Origin of the sequence: Lentzea sp. NPDC060358 (genome assembly GCF_042725365.1) — a bacterium.
Classification (GTDB): domain Bacteria; phylum Actinomycetota; class Actinomycetes; order Mycobacteriales; family Pseudonocardiaceae; genus Lentzea.
Genome location: NZ_JBHXCW010000032.1, coordinates 15,564 through 38,765, shown reverse-complemented (window position 1 = coordinate 38,765; position 23,202 = coordinate 15,564). Strand labels below are relative to the sequence as shown.

Annotated in this window: 19 protein-coding genes and 1 pseudogene; 5 read left to right on the top strand and 15 right to left on the bottom strand. The window is 70.3% G+C overall.

All coding sequences use genetic code 11. The annotated features are described in order from the left end of the window. Positions 1-107: 107 nt before the first annotated feature. The 3 genes from ACFWGZ_RS10005 to ACFWGZ_RS09995 all read right to left on the bottom strand — a co-directional run bounded on the left by ACFWGZ_RS10005 (position 108) and on the right by ACFWGZ_RS09995 (position 4,883). Positions 108-2,558, bottom strand: a complete 2,451-nt coding sequence (locus ACFWGZ_RS10005; RefSeq protein WP_382451119.1) for a phosphatidylglycerol lysyltransferase domain-containing protein — start codon at positions 2,556-2,558, stop codon at positions 108-110. Beyond that, entirely contained in the window at positions 2,555-3,853 is a 1,299-nt protein-coding gene (locus ACFWGZ_RS10000) for an alpha/beta hydrolase (protein WP_382451118.1), read from the bottom strand. The genes ACFWGZ_RS10005 and ACFWGZ_RS10000 overlap by 4 nt, the downstream gene beginning before the upstream one ends. Positions 3,854-3,944: 91 nt before the next feature. Then, positions 3,945-4,883 (bottom strand): maleylacetate reductase, encoded by a 939-nt coding sequence (locus ACFWGZ_RS09995; protein WP_382451117.1) that lies wholly within the window; start codon positions 4,881-4,883, stop codon positions 3,945-3,947. 101 nt (positions 4,884-4,984) lie between these two features. Between ACFWGZ_RS09995 and ACFWGZ_RS09990 the strand changes: the two genes are divergently transcribed. Next, positions 4,985-6,835: a Xaa-Pro dipeptidyl-peptidase gene (locus tag ACFWGZ_RS09990; RefSeq protein ID WP_382451116.1), complete on the top strand. Its 1,851-nt coding sequence runs from the start codon at positions 4,985-4,987 to the stop codon at positions 6,833-6,835. A gap of 39 nt (positions 6,836-6,874) precedes the next feature. Continuing rightward, positions 6,875-8,851: a DNA helicase RecQ gene (gene recQ / locus ACFWGZ_RS09985; RefSeq protein WP_382451115.1), complete on the top strand. Its 1,977-nt coding sequence runs from the start codon at positions 6,875-6,877 to the stop codon at positions 8,849-8,851. A 45-nt stretch (positions 8,852-8,896) separates the two neighbouring features. Here the strand turns inward: recQ and ACFWGZ_RS09980 are convergent, their stop codons facing one another. From ACFWGZ_RS09980 to ACFWGZ_RS09970, 3 genes are all read right to left on the bottom strand, one after another. Further along, positions 8,897-9,577 carry a hypothetical protein gene (locus ACFWGZ_RS09980; protein ID WP_382451114.1) on the bottom strand — a complete coding sequence of 227 codons (681 nt, stop codon included), beginning with the start codon at positions 9,575-9,577 and terminating at the stop codon, positions 8,897-8,899. 53 nt (positions 9,578-9,630) lie between these two features. Continuing rightward, complete coding sequence (locus ACFWGZ_RS09975; RefSeq protein WP_382451113.1) at positions 9,631-11,646, bottom strand: NACHT domain-containing protein; 2,016 nt, start codon at positions 11,644-11,646, stop codon at positions 9,631-9,633. A 184-nt stretch (positions 11,647-11,830) separates the two neighbouring features. After that, positions 11,831-12,022 carry an antitoxin gene (locus tag ACFWGZ_RS09970; protein ID WP_382451112.1) on the bottom strand — a complete coding sequence of 64 codons (192 nt, stop codon included), beginning with the start codon at positions 12,020-12,022 and terminating at the stop codon, positions 11,831-11,833. Between the two features lie 116 nt (positions 12,023-12,138). Between ACFWGZ_RS09970 and ACFWGZ_RS09965 the strand changes: the two genes are divergently transcribed. Next, the gene (locus ACFWGZ_RS09965) at positions 12,139-12,840 is read left to right on the top strand and encodes a peptidylprolyl isomerase (RefSeq protein ID WP_382451111.1); all 702 of its coding nucleotides are present in this window, start codon (positions 12,139-12,141) and stop codon (positions 12,838-12,840) included. Here the strand turns inward: ACFWGZ_RS09965 and ACFWGZ_RS09960 are convergent. The 7 genes and pseudogenes from ACFWGZ_RS09960 to ACFWGZ_RS09930 form a co-directional block, all read right to left on the bottom strand. Beyond that, positions 12,837-13,253 (bottom strand): hypothetical protein, encoded by a 417-nt coding sequence (locus ACFWGZ_RS09960; protein ID WP_382451135.1) that lies wholly within the window; start codon positions 13,251-13,253, stop codon positions 12,837-12,839. The genes ACFWGZ_RS09965 and ACFWGZ_RS09960 overlap by 4 nt on opposite strands. Positions 13,254-13,256: 3 nt before the next feature. Then, positions 13,257-13,457: pseudogene (locus ACFWGZ_RS09955) on the bottom strand (TetR family transcriptional regulator); the annotation flags it as partial. 26 nt (positions 13,458-13,483) lie between these two features. Then, on the bottom strand, positions 13,484-14,644 hold the full coding sequence (locus tag ACFWGZ_RS09950; protein ID WP_382451110.1) for an acyl-CoA dehydrogenase family protein: 1,161 nt from the start codon (positions 14,642-14,644) through the stop codon (positions 13,484-13,486). 1 nt (position 14,645) lies between these two features. Next, entirely contained in the window at positions 14,646-15,731 is a 1,086-nt protein-coding gene (locus ACFWGZ_RS09945) for a CaiB/BaiF CoA transferase family protein (protein ID WP_382451109.1), read from the bottom strand. 73 nt (positions 15,732-15,804) lie between these two features. After that, positions 15,805-16,923 carry a Glu/Leu/Phe/Val dehydrogenase gene (locus tag ACFWGZ_RS09940; protein WP_382451108.1) on the bottom strand — a complete coding sequence of 373 codons (1,119 nt, stop codon included), beginning with the start codon at positions 16,921-16,923 and terminating at the stop codon, positions 15,805-15,807. 8 nt (positions 16,924-16,931) lie between these two features. Then, positions 16,932-18,029, bottom strand: a complete 1,098-nt coding sequence (locus ACFWGZ_RS09935; protein ID WP_382451134.1) for an NAD(P)/FAD-dependent oxidoreductase — start codon at positions 18,027-18,029, stop codon at positions 16,932-16,934. Positions 18,030-18,072: 43 nt separating this feature from the next. Further along, entirely contained in the window at positions 18,073-19,557 is a 1,485-nt protein-coding gene (locus tag ACFWGZ_RS09930) for an aldehyde dehydrogenase family protein (RefSeq protein WP_382451107.1), read from the bottom strand. 81 nt (positions 19,558-19,638) lie between these two features. Between ACFWGZ_RS09930 and ACFWGZ_RS09925 the strand changes: the two genes are divergently transcribed. Then, positions 19,639-20,556, top strand: a complete 918-nt coding sequence (locus ACFWGZ_RS09925; RefSeq protein WP_382451106.1) for a LysR family transcriptional regulator — start codon at positions 19,639-19,641, stop codon at positions 20,554-20,556. 88 nt (positions 20,557-20,644) lie between these two features. After that, positions 20,645-21,292 carry a HEAT repeat domain-containing protein gene (locus ACFWGZ_RS09920; RefSeq protein ID WP_382451105.1) on the top strand — a complete coding sequence of 216 codons (648 nt, stop codon included), beginning with the start codon at positions 20,645-20,647 and terminating at the stop codon, positions 21,290-21,292. A 15-nt stretch (positions 21,293-21,307) separates the two neighbouring features. On the opposite strand, the gene ACFWGZ_RS09915 is transcribed toward ACFWGZ_RS09920, so the two are convergent. Both ACFWGZ_RS09915 and ACFWGZ_RS09910 read right to left on the bottom strand, forming a co-directional pair. Beyond that, entirely contained in the window at positions 21,308-21,793 is a 486-nt protein-coding gene (locus ACFWGZ_RS09915; protein WP_382451104.1) for a DUF664 domain-containing protein, read from the bottom strand. 19 nt (positions 21,794-21,812) lie between these two features. Next, positions 21,813-23,195 carry an ArnT family glycosyltransferase gene (locus tag ACFWGZ_RS09910; protein ID WP_382451103.1) on the bottom strand — a complete coding sequence of 461 codons (1,383 nt, stop codon included), beginning with the start codon at positions 23,193-23,195 and terminating at the stop codon, positions 21,813-21,815. Positions 23,196-23,202: the final 7 nt, after the last annotated feature.

Genomic DNA, 23,202 nt, shown 5'->3' with positions numbered 1-23,202 from the left:
GGGTGGGAACCGGGTCTCCACCCGTTCGGACCAGGAAGTGGTGCAAGCGTCCGGTCCGCGGTCATCCGGACGAGGGAGCGGTGCCCCGCCGGAAGACCGGCGCACGGCTAGCTGGTCCGGCTCGGCGAGGTCGGCCGCTCGCGCGTCCGGATGATCATCTTGGTCGCCAGCCGGAGGCCCTGGCGCGCGTTGAGGTGCGGGAGGTACGCGCGGCTGACGGCGTTCGCGATGCGCGGCAGAGCGGCCGAGTCCGGGTACGCCATGAACATCGGCCGGTACTTCGGCTGGAACTTCGCCTTGAACGCGAACAGCGAGCGGAAGCCGTACACCGGCTCCAGCACCTGCCCGGTCAGGTCGAGGACGCGCTGCAGCGCCCGCGGGCGTTCGCCGCGGTCCAGCCGCGCCAGCGGTGCTCCCGACAGGCTCAGGAACTTCGCGCCCTCGGCCTGGAGCTGTTGTGCCGCCGAGGCGATCAAGAACTCCATCGAGCCGCGGAACCCGTGCGTGCGACGGCGCATGAAGTCGAGCGTCCAGCCCACGACCTCGCCGTCGGCGTACACCGGCAGCCAGCTCGTGATGCCGTGCACCGTGCGGTCGCCGTCGACGGCCAGCAGGCAGCGCACGCCGTCGCCGGTCAGCTCCTCGAGGCCGCCCAGCGTGAAGCCCATCTCGGGCAGGCCCTTGTCCGCCACCCACTCCGCCGAGATCGACCGGATCTGGTCGGTGATCGCGAACGGCGCGTCGGCGTAGGTGCACCACTCGGCGGTGATCCCGGCCTTGGCGGCCTTGTTCAGCGCCGTGCGCACGTCCTGCCACTTCTTACCCGTGAAGCTCAGCTCGTCGAGTTCGATCACGGTGTCCTCGGCGACCTGCACCGCAGACCACCCCAGTTCCTCGACCACCTCCCTCGTCTCGTTGCCCACGCTGTAGAGGCACGGCGTCCAGCCGTTCTGCGCGCAGAACTCCGCGAACCCGCGCACGGCACCGGCACGCGCCGGGCCGATCGGGTCGCCGACCGTCAGCGCGATCGTCGCCACCACCCGGTAGGCGATCGCCGTCTCGCCGTCGGGCGTGAACCAGTACTGGTTGCCACGCCACGTCGTCATGTACGACAGCGACGAGCCACCGTGGCGCCGCATCAGCTCACGGGCGCGTTCCGCCTCCTTCTCGCAGGTCGCCGGCCACGACCGCCACGACGCCATCAGCAGACCCGCCAGCACGATCAGCCAGAACACGACGCCCGTGTACTCGAACAGCAGCGCCCCGGCGAAGCCCTCCGCCGAGAACTGCAACGGCACCAGGCCGAGGTAGCCCGGCGGCAGGAACCGCGTCGGCAGGTCGGCCAGCAGCGCGCCGAAGCCCGGCTCCGGCGCGAACTGGTCGCGGACCAGGTACCCGCCGAAGACGTACAGCGCCGACAGCAGCGCGACGCTGCCCGCCGTGAACCGCCAGAACTTCCTGACGGCGTGCCGCGGCAGGCGCACGGTGAAGTGCCGCCGTGTCACCAGCAGCACGACCGTGATCGCCAGCGGCGCCAGCATCGGGATGCCGAAGGAGAACGCCATCTCCACCGCACCCACGTCCGGAATCCGCGCGGCCTCCACGACGTACCACCCGATGAAGGCGGTGCACGCCACGTTGCACACCAGCGCCGACCACCACGCGAACTGGCGGCCGCGTCGCAGCCCCTCCGCCAGCACGAGGAGCAGCATCGCGGGCAGCAGCGACATCACGAGCGCGGGGAACCGGCCGTACGACAGCTGGATCACCATCGTCCGGCAGACGTCCACCACGTCCGCGCCGCACACCTCGTCGACGTACTCCTGCGACGGCTGGGCCACCGCCACCAGGTCCGCGAACCACGCCAGCGGGCCGTTCGGGTACGGCGACATCATCGCCACGACCGGCCCGAGCGCCGACGCGGCCAGCAGCAACGCCACCAGCACACGCGTTTCCTGCAACGACCGCGGCGTCCGCGCCGGACCGCTCTTCACGAACAACGCCCCGATCAGCAACCCGGCCACGCCACCGGACAGTCGGAGCAGATCTTCGAGCCAACCTGAGTACAGGGTAAGCACGAGCACCGACAAGATCGTCAGCAGCCGGACGCGGCGCCTCCACAGCGGCGGCATCCGGAACGTCAGCGCCAGCGCCAGGCCCACTCCGCCGATCGACGGCCCCGCGGCGACCTCGCCCACCAGCGACTCGAGCCACGACCAGTGCACGTCCCGGCCGATCAGCACCAGGCCGAGGCCCAGGAACGAGCCCAGGACGTGCGAGGAGAGGAAGATCGCCGCGGTCTTGGCCGCACCGAACGAGCGCTCCGCCACCGGTCCGAAGACCAGCAGCAGGACGGTGGTGGCCACGTAGCCGAGCAGGTCCATCGACCAGAACGCGGAGCTCAGCACCGTCCACAGGGGACTCCCGGTGCCGAAGCCGGTCCACGCGAGCAGCGCGTCGTTTTGGTCGCCGACCGCGCCGGTCAGCGCCCCGGCCGTCCAGAAGACGATCAGGAAGACGCAGGTCAGCGGCGCTCCGCGGAAGAGGCGGGTGATCATCTGGTGAGTCCTGTCCGCGCCGCGAGCCACGGCAGCGACCCGAAGAGGCCCTCCCGCGCCATGTTCCAGTCGTGACCGTTCGGCAGTTCTTTCCACAGCACGTCCATTCCGGCCTTGCGGCAGGCTTCGTACACCTCGGCGTCCGGCTTGCGGTACATCGGGTCGTCCCTGCCCGCGACGACCACGCCCGCGGTCCGGGGGAACCGCTGGCGCGCGAGGATGTCCCTGGGGTTGATGCGGGTGAACGCGGCTTCGTCGCCGCCGAACACCGTCTTCACCGTTTCCTGCCGTGTGCTGAGCGTGGGCTCGCCTTGGGGCGCGAGAGCGATGAAGTTGCCGTAGACGTCCGGCGCGCGCACGGCCAGCTGTACGGAGCACGTGGCGCCTTGCGAGAAGCCCGCGACGGTCCACGCCTCACGGCGTTCGTCGACGGTGAGCCGCTGCTTGATCCACGCGGGCACGTCGCGGGCCAGGAAGGTCTCGGACTGGCCCAGCTTCGAGTCGAGGCATAGCGGGTTCGCGGTCGTGGAGCCGAGCTGGTCGGCCACGACGACGATCGGCGCGAGCCCGTCGTGCGCCCGCGCGTAGGCGTCCAGGTTGTCGAGGATCCGGCCGCCGTCGAACCAGTCGCGCGGACTGCCCGGCTGACCCGCCATCAGCACGATGACGGGCAGGCGCGGGCGTGGCGTCGTGGCGTAGGCGGGCGGCAGGTACACCCACGCCGGCCTGGACTTGAACGCGCCGGGGATCTCCGCCTCGGAGACCGTGCCCTTGTCCGGCAGGCCCGCCGGCCTCGTCCAGACGTCGGCGAGCGTCTTGCCCACGGGCACCTCGACGACGCCGTTCGCCGGGGGAGCGGCCTCGTTCAGGTCGACCCGGTCGTTGCGGAAGACGTCGAGCATCGCGCGCGTGTTGGGGTACTGCCCGAAGTGCGCGTTCGTCGCGACCACGGCGCTGGTCATCACGCCGAGGGCCAGGAGCACGCCGAACGTCCGGCCGTACCACCGCCCGGACCTCAGTCGCGCGATCGCGAGGGCCACCGCGGTCAGCGCCGCGCCCAGCCACACCATCAGGACCACCGGCAGCGGTTCGGGCCACGGCTTCCACAGGTGGTTGATGACGAGCGTCAGGCCGGTCACGAAGAGTGCGCACGACAGCACGACGACCGGCAGCACGCGGGTCCACCAGGACCTGTCCCTGCGAACTGCCAGAAATGTCAGTGCGAGAGCGGCCGCGACCGTGGCGACCTGGGGGATCGGTCCGTTTATCAGGGACAGATCCAACGGGCTGAGCATGTCCGCAATGCTTCAGGAACTCTTCAGGTCCCACATCGGAGGTTCGTCTCTGTTCACGGCCGTGAACATCAGCCTTAAGAATGACAACCCATCAGCCGGGGGATGCGTCGCGCCACGCATTGGTCAACACCCGCAGCGCGTCGGGGTGCTCGGCGATCTCCGCAGCACGGGGCAAATCGGACTCAGCCATCCCCAGTTCGCGCAACGACGTGGCCGCGCCGAACCGGGTGGCCGTGTCGTGGATGCGTTTCACCAGGTCTTGCGGTGCGGTGTGTGCGAGCAACGCGGTGTGTGTGGCGGCATGCGGCAATCCGAACGTACCGCCCAGAACGTGCGCCAGCTTGTGGTGCAGTCCCATCGGGACGGACGCCAGGCAGGTGCCCGCGAGCCACGCCGAGGACAGCAGTTCGGTGCGCGCATCCACAGTGGACGGGTTTCCGCCCAAAGCGTGCAAAACCCCCTCGATCGCCTTAGTCGCGATGGCGTCGACCAACGGGTTCTCGTTGCCCCTCGCGGCGACGGCGTGCGCGAGGGCGTTGAGCGCGCTCGTCACGGTGACGTCGAGCGGCAGGTCCAGCGTCAGGTCGACGTCGTAGATCACCGCGCCCGGCTGGACGGCCGGGTCGCGCCGCGTCTTCTTCAGCCCCGCCGCCGTCTCGCCGAGCACCGGCGTGACCTCGGAACCCGCATAGGTGGTCGGGATGACGATCTGCGGCACGCCCGCGCGCGCCGACAGCGCCTTGGACAACCCGGTGCTGGACCCGCCGCCGACTGACACCACGCAGTTCGCGCCGTGTTCGCGCAACGACGCGAGCGCGCGCTCCGTGACTTCGACAGGCGTGTGCATGACCGCGCCGGTGAACCGGGCGGCGAGCAGCGTGCCGAGCCCGGCCGCCACCTTGTCGCCGCCGTGCCGGGCGATCAGCAGGACCCTCGTCGCGCCGAGCCGTTCGGCTTCCTCGCGCACGGAGGCGGCGGTGCCGCGGCCGAAGACGACACGGGTGCGGCCTGGTTCGAAGGTGAAGCTCACGAAGGTCGAATATTCGCCACGAGGCGTAGCGGCGCAACCGAGGAGGATCAATCCTTTCGGCTCTGACGGGGTGACTTCATCACTCCTTAGCGTGAAAACTCATGAAGCGTGTTCGTGTTGTAGTGGCGTTGGCAGGGGCCCTGACCCTGACGCCACTCCCTGCCACAGCGGCGACACCGGCGTTCACCCTGTCCGGCGGCGTGTCCGCGCCCGTCCACTCGATGGCCGACGCGGTCCGCGAGACCGTCTACGTCGACTCCGGGCTCGACGTCGACGGCGACGGCACCCGCGACCGGGTCGCCGCCGACATCATCCGGCCGTCCACGACCGGGCGCGTGCCCGTGATCATGGAGGCCAGTCCCTACTACCAGAGCACGGGACGCGGCAACGAGAGCGAGGTCAAGACCTACGACTCCGCCGGCGTGCCGGTGAAGTTCCCGTTGTTCTACGACAACTACTTCGTGCCGCGCGGCTACGCGGTCGTGCTCGTCGACTTCCTCGGCACGAACCGCTCGCGCGGCTGCGTCGACGTCGGCGGCCAGTCCGAGATCGCGTCCGGCACCGCCGTGATCGACTGGCTCAACGGCCGCCGCACCGGCTACACCAGCCTGACCGGCACCGCGACCAAGTCGGCCTCGTGGTCGACCGGCGCCGTCGGCATGATCGGCAAGTCGTGGGACGGCTCGATCGCGAACGGCGTGGCGGCCACCGGCGTCGACGGGCTGAAGACCATCGTGCCGATCGCGGGCATCAGCTCCTGGTACGACTGGTTCCGCTCGGACGGCGTCGCGTACAACAGCTACAGCTCGCCCACCGGGCTGGGATCGCAGTTCGAGAACTCCAACGCGCGGTCGCGCTGCGGTGCGGTGCGCACGCAGATGACGAACGGCTCTCCGGCCAACGGCGACTACACGGCCATGTGGCAGGCGCGTGACTTCGTGCGCAACGCCTCACGCGTGAAGGCGTCGGTCTTCGCCATCCACGGTCAGAACGACCTCAACGTGAAGACGTTGCAGTACGGCCAGTTCTGGGACGCGCTGCCCGCCTCGGTGCCGAAGAAGCTGTGGTTCTCGCAGACCGCGCACGTCGACCCGTTCGACTTCCGGCGCGGTGAGTGGGTCTCCACGCTGCACCGCTGGTTCGACCGCTGGCTGCTGAACGTGCAGAACGGCATCGAGAACGAAGCACAGGTGTCCGCGGAGCGCGCTCCCAACCAGTGGGAGGACGACCAGACGTGGCCGCCCGCCGGGACCGTGAGCACCGTGTTGCGTCCGTCTTCTTCGGGTCTGGGCACGGCCGCGGGCACGGGCACGGCGGCGTTCACCGACAACGGCAGCGCGACGCCGTCCACCTGGCTCTCCGGCTCGAACACCGGCCGGGTGATCTACTCGACGGCACCGCTCACGTCGGATCTGCGCGTCGCGGGCACATCGTCCATCACGGTGGGTGTGTCGTCGTCGACGCCGACCGCGCACCTGACGGCGTACCTCGTCGACTACGGCCCGGCGCAGGTCAGGACGGGCGAGGGCATCCGAACCCTGACCACGGAGTCGTGCTGGGGTGAGAGCCGCACCGGCGACGACGCCTGCTACCGCAACACCGAGGCGACGACCGGCAGCGTCGACGCCCAGGTCATCGCGCGCGGCTGGGCGGACCTCGCGAACTACGAGTCGCGCTCGGTCACGCGCACGATCACCCCGGGAACCAGGTACGGCATCACGTTCCGACTGTCCACAACGGACCACGTGGTCCCGGCGGGGCACCGGCTCGGCCTCCTGATCGGCGGTACCGACTCGAGCGTCGTCGTGCGGCCGAGCCAGCTGCCCGGGCTGACCGTCGACCTGGCGAGCACGTCGGTGCGGATCCCGCTGAAGGGCGCGGTGCCCTCCGCCTCGCCCGCCCCGCTCACCGCCAGCAGCGTTTCCGCTGGTACGAGGGGCGAGTTGGGCTAGCCGCCCGGACTGTCGGTGCTGCTCGCTAGCATCGGCGCCATGGGTTCAACCGAGCACGGAGACGCGCTGCAGGTCCTGCAGCGCGTCTTCGGGTACCCCGAGTTCCGCGGCGACCAGGCCGACATCGTCGAGCACGTGATCTCGGGCGGCGACGCGCTCGTGCTCATGCCGACAGGCGGCGGCAAGTCGCTGTGCTACCAGGTCCCCGCCCTGGTCCGCCCCGGCACCGGCGTGGTGGTCTCCCCGCTCATCGCGCTCATGCAGGACCAGGTGGACGCGTTGCGTGCGCTCGGCGTGCGCGCGGGCTTCCTGAACTCCTCGCTGTCCTGGGACGAGCGCCGGATGGTCGAGGCCGAGTTCGTCAACGGCCAGCTCGACCTGCTCTACCTGGCGCCGGAGCGCCTCACGTCGGAGGCGACGCTGAGGCTGCTCGACCAGGGCGAGATCGCGCTCTTCGCGATCGACGAAGCGCACTGCGTCTCCCAGTGGGGCCACGACTTCCGGCCCGACTACCTCTCCCTGACGCAGCTGCACGAACGCTGGCCGAAGGTGCCGCGCATCGCGCTGACCGCCACCGCCACCGAGGCGACGCGCCAGGAGATCCTGACGCGGCTCGACCTCTCCGAGGGCCGCCAGTTCGTCTCGAGCTTCGACCGCCCGAACATCCAGTACCGCATCGTTCCCAAGAAGGAACCGAAGAAGCAGCTCCTCGACCTGCTGCGCGGCGAGCACGACGGTGACGCGGGCATCGTCTACTGCCTCTCCCGGGCCTCCGTGGAGAAGACCGCGGAGTTCCTGGTGGCCAACGGCATCCCCGCGCTGCCGTACCACGCGGGCCTGGACGCGTCGGTGCGCCAGCGCAACCAGGCCCGGTTCCTGCGCGAGGACGGCCTGGTCATGGTCGCCACGATCGCGTTCGGCATGGGCATCGACAAGCCGGACGTCCGCTTCGTGGCCCACCTCGACCTGCCGAAGTCCGTCGAGGGCTACTACCAGGAGACGGGCCGCGCGGGCCGCGACGGCCTCCCGTCCACCGCCTGGCTCGCCTACGGCCTGCAGGACGTGGTGCAGCAGCGGAAGATGATCGAGTCGTCGGAGGGCGACCAGGCGTTTCGCCGCCGCTCGCAGATGCACCTCGACGCGATGCTGGCCCTGTGCGAGACGATCACGTGCCGCCGTGCCCGGCTCCTCGACTACTTCGGCCAGAGCGGCGTGCCGTGCGGCAACTGCGACACGTGCCTCACGCCACCCGAGTCGTGGGACGGCACGGTGGCCGCCCAGAAGCTCCTGTCCACGGTCTGGCGCCTGCGCAAGGAGCGCGGCCAGAAGTTCGGCGCCGGCCAGGCCATCGACATCCTGCTGGGCCGCAAGACCGCCAAGGTCATCCAGTTCGACCACGACCAGCTCAGCACGTTCGGCCTCGGCGAGGACCTGAACGAGAGCGAGTGGCGCGGCGTGGCCCGCCAGCTCCTGGCCCAGGGCCTGCTCGCGGTCGAGGGCGAGTACTCGACCCTCGTGCTCACCGAGGCGAGCTCCGAGGTGCTGGGGCGCAAGCGCGAAGTGAAGATGCGCAAGGACCCGGCCCCGGCCCGCTCGACCACCCGCACGGCCACGGCGGCCGCGGCCAAGGTGAAGGTCGACCTCCCCTCGGAGGCCACCCCGCTCTTCGAGTCGCTGCGCGAGTGGCGTGCCCAGCAGGCCCGTGAGCAGGGCGTGCCCGCCTACGTGATCTTCCACGACGCCACGCTGAAGTCCATCGCCGCCTCCCGCCCAGGCTCGCTGTCCGAGCTGGGCGGGGTGAGCGGCGTCGGCCAGGCGAAGCTCACCAAGTACGGCGAGCAGATCCTCGAGGTGGTGGCGGGAGGTGGCCCGGCACCGGCCGCCGCTCCCGCGGCCGCCCCGGCGAAGCCCAAGCAGCAGAAGACCACGAGCACCGGCGGTGCGGCGTGGGGGTCGGGCGGCGGGGCGGACGAGTGGCCGGAGCCGGAGGAGCCCGACGAGCCGATGGACTGGTGACGCGGTCTGCTCGCCTGCCGAGCGAGGCGTGTCGGCCGGCAGGGCTCAGGTCACCATCTCGATCTGGGCCCGCGTGATCGTGTTCGTCCCGGACTCGCCGACGAGCGCGAACGCCGCGCTGTTCAGCAGCACGCAGGCCGGGCCGACCCCGACGATCCGGACGGTCGCCTGCCGGCCGTTGTCCAGGTTGGTCACCCGCACCGAGGTGCCGACGGGCAGCTGGGACGAGAAGGCACCCGGCGCACCGCCCACGGCGGACAGCCCGACCGCCGCGTCCTCGCACACGACCTGACCGACGACCCCGGAGGCCCGCACGCGGGACGTGGCGGCCCGGACGGACGTGGGCGCCGGCGCGTTCCCGACGATCTCCACCCGGACCCGCCGGAGGGCGGTGTCCGACTCGGCCGAGCGCAGCGCGTCGAAGGCCGCGGAGTTCAGCACGGCACACCCCGAGGAGGCGCCGGTGACCGGCACGGTGATCGCCCGGCCGTTCGCGAGGTTGGTGAGGCGCAACGAGGTTCCCACCGGGAGCCGGTCCGAGGTGACACCGGCCGGGCCGGGCGAGGCCACCGCGCCGAGGGGTTTTCCCGTGCAGACCTCCTTGCCCGCCGTCCCCGGCTCGGACGAGGGAGCCGCGGACCCGGCGACGGCGAAGGCCGCGCCCCCGATGGCGGCGACGACCGAGAACACCCCGGCGCCCGCGAGCCAGCTCTGCGACCAGCGCATGTGCAACACCCGACCCTTCCTGTCAGGCCGTACGGCCCGCAGGTCGGGAAGGTTCAACGTCGCGTGGCCCTGACCAGCGCAGTCGGGTCACATGCGGCCAGATGGTCGCGCAGAGCCACGTGAACGAAGCGATGGTCACCGTCCACTCGGGTGAGCAGCAGGCGATCTTGGGCCAGGTGGAGCAAAGCCTTACGGCGGAACGACAACTCGCCCAGGGACAGGGGCCGGGTGACGCCCTCGGCCGCGACTTCGGCGAGTGCGTCGAACGGCCACACGTAGTCGCGCGATGCCGTCGGCGTCACCAGCAGGCCCAGTGCGACACCGAGTGCGGTGCCCCAGGAGCCCGTCGTGCCGAGTCCTCCCAGCAGACCCACCAGGCCCAGAACCGGGACGGCGGGCTGGATCCACCACGACCGCCCGAGCCTCATCCGCTTCTGCTGCGCCGGACGCACCGTGCGCCACACCCGTCCCACGGCCGCGGCGAAGACACCGCCCGCCACACCCGCCGAGAAGCCCATCCCCATGCCCGCCAGCACGACGTAGGGGCCTGTCCAGATCATCGCGGCACCCGGTGCGGCGGCGATCAGCACGGACCACGGAATCGGTGCGTCGCCCGGCACGAAACCCAACGCCAGGAAGAACGACGCCACCACCACGAACACGTACACCACCGCGTACGGCCATGGTTTCCCGATCTCGCCGAGCCACAACCCGGCGAGTCCGACCATGAACCCGGCGACCACGCCCGCGAGGAACGCCATCGCGGCGGTGATGATCCCGTGGGCCCGGCCGGGCGGGTGGAAGACGTTCGGCAGTTTGTTGACCAGGACGAGCAACGCCGATGCCGCGACCACGAACACCAGGGCGGGCCACAATCCGAGGCGGACCCCGGTCAAGAACGCCACAGCACACACACCGCCGGCGTATGCGGCAGGTACCGCCCGCACGAACAACAACCACAGTGGACGCGTCGGCAGCAACGGGAGCCACGCGCGCCGGTGCGGCATGTGCACCGGCGCGCCGAGGTCCGGTCGGTCCAGCCGGGCGAGGAACTTCAACGCGCGGATCGTGGGGCCGGCACCCCGTTGCCCGGAAAGCCGTTCCACCACGAAGGAACCCACGAAGTCGGTGCCGATCGTGTCGACCTGCTTGTCGAGGTGCGTCAACGCCAGCAGGTTCAGTGCCAGCGGCGAGTCCACCCGCTCCCAGATCTCCGGCGTCAGCGCCGACTCCAAGCCGTCGAGGCGGGGGCTGACCGACGCGATGTACTCGAGCACCTGACCGCGGGACAAGGGTTCGACGTACACCGTCGGCAGGTTCTCGATGGGACCCGTCGAGCACACGACCGACGCGAACGGCGCCAGTTCGGCCTCGCAGAGCGCGCGGTCGACGCGCGGGACCTCGTCCAACCCGTCGACGAGCACGGTCACGCGGTCGCGGCGCAGCCAGATCGTGCTCGCCGAACGGCTGATGCCGTAGCGGCGGTTCATCTCGCGCAGCAGCCACGCGGTGAACTCGGTCGGCTTGCGGGTGCCGTACGCGCGCCACGTGGCCAGGTCCACCACAACGGGGATCGGCGCCTCGGGGTCGTTGCGCGCCCTCTCGACCAACGTCAGGCACAGCTCGCGCAGCAACGTCGAACGGCCGCTGCCGACCGGTCCGACGAGGACCATGCTGTGGCCGAGCCGGTCGTAGATGGCCTCGAGTTTCGAGTAGGAGAGCGACTCGCCCTCGACGCGCACCTCGAGCTTCGGCTGCCGCAGCACGCCGAGCTTGATCTGGGTCTGGGCAGCCAGCGAGGACGCGAGCAACGCCTTCATCCGCGCCTCGACGCGGCCGAGCACGGCGGCGCGGTTGCTGGTCTCGTGACCGCGGACGCGTTCCCAGAGCGCGAGGCCGACCGCGACGAGCACCATCATGCCGACGGCGGGCCACAACCACCTGCCGAACTCGCCGAAGAACTCCGGCACGGTCCCACCGGTGCTCACGCTGATGGCGGCCGGAAGCAGCAGAACGACGGTGACCAGGCACAACGCGGCCAAAGCGGTCAGCCGTGCCGCTCTTGTCACCCCGCTCGGATCCACACACACCTCCGCGATCCCGGCGAATGACGGTAACCGTGTCGCCGGGATCGCGGAAGTGAATCGGGGACGTGCATGCGCCCGCGGGCGCAGATGGTCCGATCAGGCGTAACTCACACGCGAACCAGCCGCGTGCGGAGCCTCACGGACCCACACCGGGTGTGCGTCCTGCTCAGTGCTGCTGGCCACCGAAGTTCCGGAGGCCTTCCTTGAGCTTGTCCTCGCCCTGATCGATGTGCGCGGTGTGCTTGCCACCAGTCTTCTCGTCGGCGAACCGGCCGGCCCGCTCGACACCCTGGTCGACCTTGTCGCCGTGCTGGCCGATCAGGTCCTTGGCCTTGTTCTTCAACTCGTCGAATCCCATGACTGCATTACCTCCCTATGGAGTCGGGGTACCCGGTCTCGGATCCGGTACACGTCGCTGGATCGAGTGATCCGTTAAGACTTGCCGCCCCTCGCGAGCTCGGCTAGGAAACGCGCATGAGGCGAATCGCAGCTGGTCTGGCAATCGCGGCAGTGGCCGCGGGACTCGTCACGGGGACCGCGTCCGCGCAGCCCGAAGCGCAGGTCGGAGCACGTCCCGACTGCGGCTTCACCGCGACTCCGGACGAACCGGCCGCCCGGCCCGTGTCCATTCCCCGCGACCCGTGGCTCACCAAGGGCAAGGTCCTGGTGAAGGTCAGGACCAACCAGGGCGACCTGCCGCTGGTGCTCGACCGCACCAAGGCGCCGTGCACGGCGCACAGCTTCATCCACCTCGCGCACCGCGGCTTCTACAACCAGACCGAGTGCCACCGCCTGACCGCGTACCCGACGCTGAAGGTCCTCCAGTGCGGCGACCCGTCCAACACCGGTGAGGGCGGCCCCGGCTACAAGTACGACGACGAGCTGCCTACCGACCTGCAGCCCGCGCCGAACGACCCCACCGGCGAACGCCGGATCTACCCGCGCGGCACGCTCGCGATGGCCAACGCCGGTCCGGACACCAACGGCTCGCAGTTCTTCCTCGTGCAGTCGGACTCGACGCTGCGCCCGAACTACACGGTGTTCGGCCAGATCCTGCCCGAGGGCATGAAGACCCTGGACAAGATCGCGGCCGGCGGCATCGCGGGGGAGAACCCGCTCGACGGCCGCCCGAACGTGAAGTCCGAGCTGAAGTGGGTGCTCCCGCTCGGGATCTAGTGGGCCGACCAGCCCGCCAGCGCACCGTAGAACGCGTCGCAGAGCCGCCGGACCACCTGCTCTTCGGGGAGTCCGGCGGTCTTCGTGAGGTCCATGATCTCGCGCGGGTCGAACAGCGAGTGGTGCAGGAACCGCGCCACGTTCAGCAGGGTGTCCGGCAGCGCCAGGTCGATCAGCACCCCGCGCAGCGCGCGGTCCCACGCGTGGCACGACAGCGCCGTCATGGCGTCCGCCGCCTGCAGGCGTTCCAGGAACCCGCGCTGCGACCAGAACCGCACTATCACCGGCCCGTGCACGTTCTGCAGCTTCACCCAGCGTGCGGCTTGGTGCTCGAACAGTTCCTTGCCGTTCTTGCGAGACCGTTCGCCGTGCTCGACCAACGACGCGATGACGTCCTCGTGGTACGCGGTCACCAACGCTTCCACGGACGGGAAGTGCCGATACGCCGTCGCTTGCGAAAGCGCTGCCTTGCGCGCGATGGACTGCATCGTCGCCGTAGCTGGTTCAGCCCGCAGGACGTGCGTCGCGGCATCCAGCAATCGCTTGCGGTTGCGGCGCGCGTCACTGCGGCTGCTTGTCTCCTCCGGCAGAACGTCCTCCCACCCGCGATCCCCCATTGTGGGTTGCAGGATAAGGCGAACGATCAGCGGAACGAGGCGATTCCGGTCAACGCGTGGCCGATGGATAGCAAATGGATGTCAGAAGTGCCCTCGTAGGTCAGCACGGATTCCAGGTTGTTCGCATGACGCAGCGGCGAGTACTCCGAAGAGATGCCGTTGGCGCCGAGGATCGTGCGGCTTTCCCGCGCGATCGAGATGGCCGCCTCGACGTTGTTGTACTTGCCGACGCTGATCTGCTCGGGCCGCAGCGTGCCGGCCTCCTTGAGCCGCGCGAGGTGCAACGCGAGCAGCATCGCGGTGTTCACCTGCACGGACATGCTCGCGAGCTTGCGCTGCGTCAGCTGGAACGCGGCGATCGGTTTGTCGAACTGGACGCGTGTGGCGGAGTAGCCGAGCGCCGCCTGCAGACAATCCCGCGCGGCGCCGACCGCGCCGAACACGATCCCGAACCGCGCCTCGTTCAGACAGGAAAGGGGAGCGCGCAGGGAAGTCGCGAGCGGAAGCCGCGCGCTTTCCGGCAGCCGCACGTTCTCCAGCACCAACTCGGATGTGACGGATGCTCGCATTGACAGCTTGTTCTTGATGTCTCGCGTCGAGAATCCCGGCGTGCCCCTCGGAACGAGGAATCCGCGAATTCCCTCCTCGGTCCGCGCCCACACCGTCGCCACGTCCGCGAGGCCGCCGTTGGTGATCCACGTCTTGGACCCGTCGAGCACCCAGTCGGCGCCGTCGCGCACGGCACGCGTGCGCATGCCCGACGGGTTGGAGCCGAAGTCCGGCTCGGTCAGCCCGAAGCACCCGATCGCCTCACCGGCGGCCAGGCGCGGCAGCCACTCCTGCTTCTGCTCCTCCGACCCGTACTCCCGGATCGAGTACATCGACAGCGAGCCCTGCACCGACACGAAGCTGCGGATACCGCTGTCCACCGCCTCGAGCTCCAGGCACGCGAGCCCGTAGGCCAGCGCGGACGTCCCCGCGCAGCCGTAGCCCTCCAGGTGCATGCCCAGCACGCCCAGCTTGCCGAGTTCGCGAGCTAGTTCGCGCGGCAGCACGCCCTCCTCGAACCAGGACGCGATGTGCGGCCGGACGTGGTCGGCGAGGAACGCCGCGACGGTGGCCTGGATGTCGCGGTCCTCGTCGCTCAGCAGCGACGGGACGTCCAGCAACTGCAACGGGTCCTGCACGTCATCGCTCCAGCTTCGGCGGGCGCAGCCGGTAGGTGACCGGCGTGCGCGACAGGCGGATGGGGTTCGCGACGAGCGTCATGTCGCCGATCGTCGCGGTCGGGTCCAGGTCGAGCGACTCGGCCAGCGCGAACGCGCGGGCCACGTCGTTCACCGGGCCGCACGGCACACCGAGCGGCGTCAGCGTCTCGAACCAGTGCTGCGCCGGCCGCGTCCGCAGCCGGGCCGAGAGGATCTCGAACAGCTCGTCGACGTGCTCGACCCTGGCGGAGTTCGCGACGAACCGCGGGTCCGTCGCCGCCTCCGGCACGTCCAGCACCGAGCACAGCCGCCGGAACTGCCGGTCGTTGCCCACGGCGAGCACGATCGGCTGGTCGGCCGTCGGGAACACCTCGTACGGCGCGATCGACGGGTGCCGGTTGCCCATCGGCTTCGGCACCGAGCCCGCCAGCGTGAACCCGGCGCTCTGGTTCACCATGCTGGACAGCAGCACGGTCAGCAGGTCCAGCTCGACGAGCTGACCCAGCCCGGTCGCCTCCCGGTGCCGCAGCGCCGCCAGGATGCCCACGCACGCGTGCAGCCCGGTGAGGACGTCGACCAGCGCGACACCGGTCTTCACCGGTTCGTACGGGCCCGGCCCGGTCACGCTCATCAACCCGCCCACGGCCTGCACGACCAGGTCGTAGCCGGGTAGGTCCGCGCCCTTGCCGGACCCGAACCCCGAGATCGAGCAGTAGACGAGGTCGTCGCGCCCCAGCGACTCGTAGTCCAGCCCGAACTTCTTCATCGTGCCCGGCTTGAAGTTCTCGACCACCACGTCCGCCCGTGCGATGAGCTCGCGGGCCTGCTCGCGCCCCGCCGCGGTGGACAGGTCGATCTGCACCGACGTCTTGTTCCTGTTGACGGACAGGAAGTACGTCGCCTCGTCCTCGTAGTGCGGCGGGCCCCACGTGCGGGTCTCGTCGCCCCTGCCGGGCTGCTCGACCTTGACGACCTCGGCCCCCAGGTCGCCCAGCACCATCGTCGCGTAGGGCGCCGCCAGCACGCGGCTGAAGTCGGCGATCACCACGCCTTCGAGAGAGCTCATGGGGTTCGCCTCCGCAGCGTCGTCGTGCACTCCCCGGCCTGCGCCGGAGCGGGGTGCGGCACCGGTGCCGCCGTCACGCGACCCGGCCCCGCAGCTTCATCGCGGCCAGCACGCGTTCCTGTGCCAGCTCGCGCGCGGCCGCATGTGGTGTCGTGCCGCGGGTTCTGGCCTCGGCGACGATGCGGGCCGCATTCGCCCTCAGCTTCGAGGACACGGCGTCCAGCACCGTCGCGGGGTCCACCGGGAACGCCGAGTACCGCGCGTCCATCCCGAATGCCGCCGCGATCACGCCTCCGGCGTTCGCGACGAAGTCCGGCACGACGGTGATCCCGCGCCCGGCGAGGACCTCCTGCGCCGCAACGGAAGTAGGCAGGTTGGCGCCCTCGACCACCAGGGTGGTGTCGAGCTCGCCCGCCAGGTCCGCGTCGATGACGTCCTGCAGCGCCGCCGGCACCAGCACGTCGCACGGCACCCTCAGTTCGGCACCGAGTTCGTGGACGTCGCCGTACTCCTTCACCGCGAGGTCGCCGAAGCGGCCCCGCAACGCCAGCAGCCGTGCGACGTCGAGGCCGTCGGCGTCCACCAACGCGCCGTGCACCGACGAGACCGCCACCACGACGGCGCCGAGCTCGGCGAACCGCTTGGCCGCCGCGGCACCGACCGCACCGAAACCCTGGACGGCGACGCGCTTCCCGCGCAGCTCCACCAGTTCGTCCGCCACCTCGGCCACGCCGAACCCGGTGACGCCCAGCTCGTCGTACGGGAGACCGCCGAGTTGAGCCGGTGCGCCCATCATAGCGCCGCGGTCCGACAGTTCGTCCTGGACGATCGCGGCGTCCCGTTCCGTGAGGCCCATGTCGAGGCCGAGCACGTACTCGCGCGGCACCTCGTTGGACAGCTTGCGCGCGAACGCCCGCAACGCGGACTCCTTGTCGGGAGAGGCGGGATCGAACACGATGCCCGCCTTGGCGCCGCCGAAGAACAGGTCGACACCCGCCCACTTCCACGTCATCACGCGCGCGAGACGGGCGATCTCCGCGACCGTCACGTGCGGGCTCATCCGCGTGCCGCCCTTGCCCATGCCGCGCGCGGTGTTGTCGATGACGAGGACGCCCTTCATGCCGGTGCGCCGGTCGGACACGCAGACGACCTTCTCCGGTCCCCACTCGTCCATGAGCTGAAGAACGTCCATCGCTGTCCTCACACGCAGTTGAGTTCGGGCCGCGCCCGGTCGGCGGCGAAGCGGGAAGCGTCCAGGGCGGACACGTCGACGAAGGGCTCGCGGCCGAGCACGAGGTCGCGCACGACCTCGCCGACCGCGGGACCCTGCAGGAAGCCGTGCCCGGAGAAACCGGTGGCGTAGAAGAACCCGCCGGCCGAACCGATGAGCGCGTTGTGGTCCGGCGTGACCTCGTACAGCCCGGCCCACCCGTCGCGCACGCCCACGTCGAGCAGTCTCGGCGCCCGCCGGCCGATGGCCTCGGTGAGGCGCGGCAGCCACGCGTCGGACATGCCGAGCTTGAAGCCCGGCGTCTCGTCCGGGTCGGACATGCCGAACAGCAGGCCGGGTCCCTCGCGGTGGAAGTAGAAGGTGCTGCCGAAGTCGATGGTGAACGGAGTCACCCGATCGTGTAGCTCCGGCAGGGGACCGGTGAACATGATCTGCCGCCGCAGCGGGGAAACCGGCAGGTCGACGCCCACCATCTCGCCGATCTCCCGCGACCACGCGCCGGCCGCGCAGACGACGACGGGCGTCGAAACGGCACCCCGGTCGGTCTCGACGCGAAAACTGTCGGACCCCGTCCCTACTATCGATCTCACGGCAGTTCTGGTGCTGAAGCGGGCACCGAACCGGCGGGCCGCGGTGGCATAACCGAGGACGACCGACTCCGGAGTGCAATGGCCGTCGTCCGGGGAGAAGGCCGCGGCGAGCAGTCCGTCCGCTTCGATCAACGGCGACCTACGCCGGGCTTCCTCGACCGTGATCATGCGGCTGGGTACCCCGAGGGAGTTCTGGAGGCCGACGTTGCGCTCGAACGCCGTCACGTCATCGTCGGAAGAGAGGAGGAACAGGTAGCCGACCTGGTGCAGATCGATCTCCTGCCCCGGTCGCTGCCGGAAGCGCTGGAACAGTTCGATGGACCGAGCTCCGAGCCTGATGTTCAGCTCGTCGGAGAACTGGGCGCGCACCCCGCCGGCCGCTTTGCTGGTGGAGCCGGAGCCCAGATCGTCCTTCTCGACGACCAAGACATCCCGGACGCCTGCCTCGGCGAGGTGAAAAGCGATGGACGTGCCCATCACCCCGCCGCCGATGACGACGACCTCGGCCTGACCAGGCAGCTCAGGCCAGCCGGAAGTCAAGGTTCGCCTCGATCTCGAGAGTGTCCATCTGCGCTTTCTGCAGCGTCCCCGAGTAGTCCCAGTTCATGGACTGCCAGCGGGTGAACTGGTCGAGCACCCACACGCCCGACTGCCGGGAGCCGTTGCCGCTCTTGCCGTTGCCGCCGAACGGCAGGTGCGCCTCGGCCCCGGACGTCGAGTTGTTCACGCTCACCATTCCGGCGGAGATGCCGGCGCGGAACCGGAAGGCCTTGTTCGGGTCCGTGGTGTAGATCGAGCACGACAGGCCGTAGCCCGGCTTGTTGCCGAGCTCGATCGCTTCGTCCAGGTCCGAGTACGCCATGACGCCGACGATCGGGCCGAACGTCTCCTGGAGGAACAGTTCGTCGTCGGCGCGGACACCGGACACGATTGCGGGGTGGTAGAAGAAGCCGTTCTCCCCGGCGAAGCCGTTGCGCGGGCTGGAGTCCGTGATGCGGCCGGTCGGGCCGTGCACCCGGTGGTGCTCGCCGATCCAGCCGAGGTACTTCTCGTAGGCCAGCGCGAACTTCTCGTCCAGCAGCGGTCCGTAGAGGACCTCGCCGGCCGGGTCGCCCACGGTGGCCGCGGACACGGCCTCGACGAACCGGGCCAGGAACTCGTCGTGCACCGACTCGTGCACGATCGCCGTGCCGAGCGAGGTGCAGCGCTGGCCCGCGGAGCCGAAGCCGGCGAACAGCGCGCCCTGCACGGCCAGGTCCAGGTCGGCGTCCTCGGTGACGACCATCGGGTTCTTGCCGCCCAGTTCCAGGCACGGCGTCTGGAGGTGGCGTCCGCACAGTTCGCCGATCCGCACGCCGACCTCGCTCGACCCGGTGAAGCCGACCTTGTCGACGAGGCCCTGCCGGAGCGACTGCTCCAGGCCGTCGAACGTCTCCGAGCCCTCGGCGAAGACGATCTCGAAGACGCCGGCCGGGATGCCGGCTGCCTGGAACACGTCGTAGAAGGCCTGGGCCGACGCGGCGGAGTACTCGGCGGGTTTCCACACGACCGAGTTGCCGCACAGCAGCGCCGGGACGATGTACCACGACGGCACGGCGACCGGGAAGTTGCCGGCGGTGATGATCGCCGCCGTGCCGACCGGGGTGCGGAAGGTGAAGAGCTGCTTGTCGGGCATCTCGGACGGGACGGTCTGCCCGTAGAGGCGCCTGCCCTCGCCGACGAAGAAGTCGCAGGTGTCCACGATCTCCTGCACCTCGCCGCGGGCCTCGGCGATCGGCTTGCCGATCTCGCGGGTCACGAGCTGGGCGAGCCGCTCGGAGTTCGCCGCGACGAGCCTGCCGATGTTGCCGATGACCTGTCCGCGCACGGGGGCGGGCACGCGTGCCCACGCGCGTTGTGCCGTCTTCGCCCGCTGCGCTGCTTCGACGAAGGTGCGGCTGGTCCCGAGCTCGATCTCGGTGACCACGTCAGAGGTGTTCGCCGGGTTCGTGGAGACGTAGGGCATCCATCCACCCTGGTGCGTGCCCGGTGGTTCCGCCAGAGGTCGCAGACTGAAACCTGGCGTGGTCGAGCATAAGCTGTCCTGATGCTCAACCCGGTCCATCTCCGCACGCTCGTCGAGGTCGTGAAGACGGGGTCGTTCGCCGAGGCGGCGCGCCGGCTCGGCTACACGTCGTCGGCCGTGTCGCAGCAGATCTCGGCGTTCGAGCGGGCGGTCGGCGTGACGCTGTTCGAACGGGAGGCGCACTCGATCAGGCCCGCCGGCGCGGCGTTGATGATCGCCGACCGCGGCGGGGAGCTGCTCGCGGCGTTCGACGGGTTCGAGCACGAGGTGAAGGCGATGGTGCAGGGGCTGCGGGGGCGCCTGCGGATCGGCACGTTCCCCACCGCCAGCGCGCGGGTGGTGCCCAGGGCGCTGGCGCGGTTGTCGGCGGACCTGCCGGACGCCGAGATCCGCCTCGACGAGGCGGAGCCGGACGACGTGCTGCCGCTCGTGCTGACCGGCGAGCTCGACGTGGCGCTGGTCTACGCCTACGACCTCGTGCCGAGGACGTGGCCGGAGGAGCTGACCGTCGTGCCGTTGCTGGACGAGGCGCTCCTCGTCATGGTGCCGGCCGGGCACCCGGCGGCGAAGAACAACGTCAGGATCGAGGATCTCCGGGGCGAACGCTGGATCGCGTCACGGGACGGCACTTCGGGTGCCACCTGTCTCACGCGGTTGTGCGCGGCCGCCGGATTCGCGCCGAGAATTGCTTTCCGGAGCAACGATTACGAGGTCGTGCAATCGCTCGTGGCGGCCGGCGTCGGCGTTGCCCTGGTGCCCGCGCTCGGGTATAGGGCATTGCCGGGGACGCACGCGATGCCGTTGCGGCACCGGCCTTTGCGCAGGCACGTGCACGTCGTCCACCGCACCGCGAACACGAACCCGCTGGTGCGAGATGCGGTAAGCGCTCTCCGGGAAGTGTGCGAAAACGCTGTGGGTGAGCACACGAGTCGGCCATGATGGGGAAATGGGGGAACTCAGCAGCGATGGGGCGCTGGCTGGGACCGGGGACTGGGGATCGCCGGACCAGCGTGCCCACATCAGGAATTTGATCGAGAGCGCCGAGCCGGGCGTCGAGGACATCATTCTCGGCACCCTCGACGACGCGGGTCCGGTGCGCCCGCTCCTGTGCCGGGTGCTGGCCGAGCGCGATCCCGACCGCGATCCGCGGTTCGCGCTGCGGCACTTCTACGCCGAGACGGACGGGCCGGTCCGCCGGTGGCTCGGCCAAGAGGTGTACCGGAGCCCGTGGGTGTGGCTGTACGGCATCACCAGGCTGCGCCGGGCCCGGCCGGTCGAGCGCATCACGCCGGACGCGACCCACTGGCTGGCCACCCGGCGGCAGGTGGCGATCACGGCCCTGGGCGACACCGCCGATCCGGCCGCCCTGCCGCCGGTCGTCGGGCGCCTGCGCGACTCGAAGTGGTGGGTGCGCAGCCAGGCGGCGGCCGCGGTCCGCAGGCTGGCCTGGTCCGGGGTCCGGGTGACGGGGGCGTCCGACGCGTTGCTGCGGTGCCTGCAGCACGACCGCCAGGAGGTGGTCGAGCAGGCCGCGGCGGCGCTGGCGTTCCCGGCGCTGCGCGAGCGGCTGGTGTGGTCGCGGGCCTCGCTGATGCCGCTGGCCGGTGCGATCGTCGACAACGCGCTGGACGGCGTCGTCGTGCCGCTCGCGCCGTTGTGGCCCGGGGAGGCTTGACGGGGAACGAGGGCGCTACTCGCCGGTCTGGCCGTCCGCGAGCTCGCGGAGCAGGTCCAGGTGGCCCACGTGCCGGGCGGTCTCCTGGGCCACGTGGGCCAGGATCCAGCGCACGGTGCGCTCGTCGTCGGCCGCGGTGTCGCCGGGGTCTCGCTGCCGCAACGCCTCGGCGTTCGCCCACTCCTCGCGGTAGGCCTGGATCAACGACTCCGGGGTGTCGCTCTCGGAGAGGTCCCACGACGGGTCGGGGTCGCCCTGCCACAACGACGGCAGCTCCAGGCCCGCGCCCGCGATGCAGAGCCAGTACCGCTCGACCGCGACGAGGTGCTTGAGCACGCCGAGCGCCGTCAGCTTCGGCGAGGTGGCGACGGGGGCCGCCGCGGCCTGGTCGCGGGTCAGGCCGTCGACCTTCAGCACGGCGGTCTCGCGCAGGAAGGCGAGGAACTGCCAGGCGAGCGCGGTCTCGTCGTCGGCGTGGGTCTGGGGCCAGGTCCGGGTCACCGGGTGAGTCTGCCAGCCGTCAGTAGTAGCGGCGCAGCTTCGGCCAGATTTCCGTCCACGGCTGGGACGGTGCCGTGCAGGTCCATATCTCCGTGCCGTCTTCTTCGTTCTCGACGACGTTCTTCTGCTGTGCGACGCGACTGCAGTCCGTGAACGGCGGGGCGTGGAAGCCGACGAGGAGCACTTTCCCGGACGGTGTTCCGGGTGGCGGTCCCCAGTCGTAGAAGGACATGTGGCCGGAGTGGACGGGGATGTCGGTGTAGGCCTGGATGGCACCGGCCTGGCCGTAGTTGCGGGTGATGACGACGGGGCGGTCGTTCTCGTCCCAGGCCTTGGCGACGGTTCCGGCGAGTTCGGGCCAGCCGATCTGTTCGCCCTGTTCGGGGTTGATGGCGAGGATCGGGCCGATGGCGCTCGGCGGGAGGACCGGCAGCGAGCCGACCACCGCCGGTACGACGCTCAGCGCTGCGAGCACACCGCCCAGCGGCTTGTGCCGCTGGAGCCACTCCCCGCTCCGGCGGGCGCCCGCCGCCAGCAGCACGAGCAGCAGCGGGACGGCGTAGTAGGGCTTGCCGCCGGTGATCAGGCACAGCGCGCAGAGGACCGGGTAGGCGAGGGCCAGCGAGCGGAAGGTCCTGTCGCGCCACAGCGTCCGGAAGCCTGCCACCCAGACCGGCACCAGCAGCGGTGACAGCAGGACGAGTTGCATGGGCAGGAAGAGGACGCGGTTCTCGGTGCCGTCGTCCTCGCTGATGCCGCGGGCCACCGTGAGCAGCGGGAAGCCGTGCACCGCCTGCCACACCACCACGGGCGCGGCGATCACGAGGCACAGCGCCGCGCCGGCGGGCAGCCACCAGGTCCGCAGGACGTCGCGCGGACCGGCGGCGAGCAACGCGATCGCCAGTGCCGCCAGGAGCAACAGCAGCAACCACTTGTTGGCGAGCCCGATCCCCGCGGTCGCGCCGAGAGCGAGCCACCAGCGTCCGTCGCGGGTCTTCAGCAGTCTCACCGCGAAGTAGCCGATGAGCACCCAGACCAGCAGGTCGACCGACGTGGTGGAGAGTATGTGGGCCAGGGCGAGCACGAACGTCGACGTCGCCGACGCTGCCGCGGCGAACACCGCGCCGCCACCGAGCTCCTTCGCGATGAGGGCCACCACGACCGTGGTCGCCAGTGCGAGGAGCGTCACCACGACACGGAGACCGGCCGGGGTCTCGCCGAACAGGCCGACCGCGGCGCGGGCGAGCATAGGCGTGATCGGCGGCTGGTCGACGTAGCCCCACGCGGGGTGGCGGCCCGCCGCGATGAAGTAGAGCTCGTCGCGGTGGAAGCCGTACCGCCCCGACAGCGCGGTCAGCACCACCGCCTGCACGGCGAGGACGACTCCCAGCCCACGTCTCATGGCCGGA

What these genes read in the sequence shown, in the direction of transcription:
- ACFWGZ_RS10005 (WP_382451119.1), bottom strand. Translation starts at nt 2,558, where the DNA reads ATGATCACCCGCCTCTTCCGCGGAGCGCCGCTGACCTGCGTCTTCCTG.
- ACFWGZ_RS10000 (WP_382451118.1), bottom strand. Translation starts at nt 3,853, where the DNA reads ATGCTCAGCCCGTTGGATCTGTCCCTGATAAACGGACCGATCCCCCAG.
- ACFWGZ_RS09990 (WP_382451116.1), top strand. Translation starts at nt 4,985, where the DNA reads ATGAAGCGTGTTCGTGTTGTAGTGGCGTTGGCAGGGGCCCTGACCCTG.
- recQ (WP_382451115.1), top strand. Translation starts at nt 6,875, where the DNA reads ATGGGTTCAACCGAGCACGGAGACGCGCTGCAGGTCCTGCAGCGCGTC.
- ACFWGZ_RS09980 (WP_382451114.1), bottom strand. Translation starts at nt 9,577, where the DNA reads ATGCGCTGGTCGCAGAGCTGGCTCGCGGGCGCCGGGGTGTTCTCGGTC.
- ACFWGZ_RS09970 (WP_382451112.1), bottom strand. Translation starts at nt 12,022, where the DNA reads ATGGGATTCGACGAGTTGAAGAACAAGGCCAAGGACCTGATCGGCCAG.
- ACFWGZ_RS09965 (WP_382451111.1), top strand. Translation starts at nt 12,139, where the DNA reads ATGAGGCGAATCGCAGCTGGTCTGGCAATCGCGGCAGTGGCCGCGGGA.
- ACFWGZ_RS09945 (WP_382451109.1), bottom strand. Translation starts at nt 15,731, where the DNA reads ATGAGCTCTCTCGAAGGCGTGGTGATCGCCGACTTCAGCCGCGTGCTG.
- ACFWGZ_RS09940 (WP_382451108.1), bottom strand. Translation starts at nt 16,923, where the DNA reads ATGGACGTTCTTCAGCTCATGGACGAGTGGGGACCGGAGAAGGTCGTC.
- ACFWGZ_RS09935 (WP_382451134.1), bottom strand. Translation starts at nt 18,029, where the DNA reads ATGGGCACGTCCATCGCTTTTCACCTCGCCGAGGCAGGCGTCCGGGAT.
- ACFWGZ_RS09930 (WP_382451107.1), bottom strand. Translation starts at nt 19,557, where the DNA reads ATGCCCTACGTCTCCACGAACCCGGCGAACACCTCTGACGTGGTCACC.
- ACFWGZ_RS09925 (WP_382451106.1), top strand. Translation starts at nt 19,639, where the DNA reads ATGCTCAACCCGGTCCATCTCCGCACGCTCGTCGAGGTCGTGAAGACG.
- ACFWGZ_RS09910 (WP_382451103.1), bottom strand. Translation starts at nt 23,195, where the DNA reads ATGAGACGTGGGCTGGGAGTCGTCCTCGCCGTGCAGGCGGTGGTGCTG.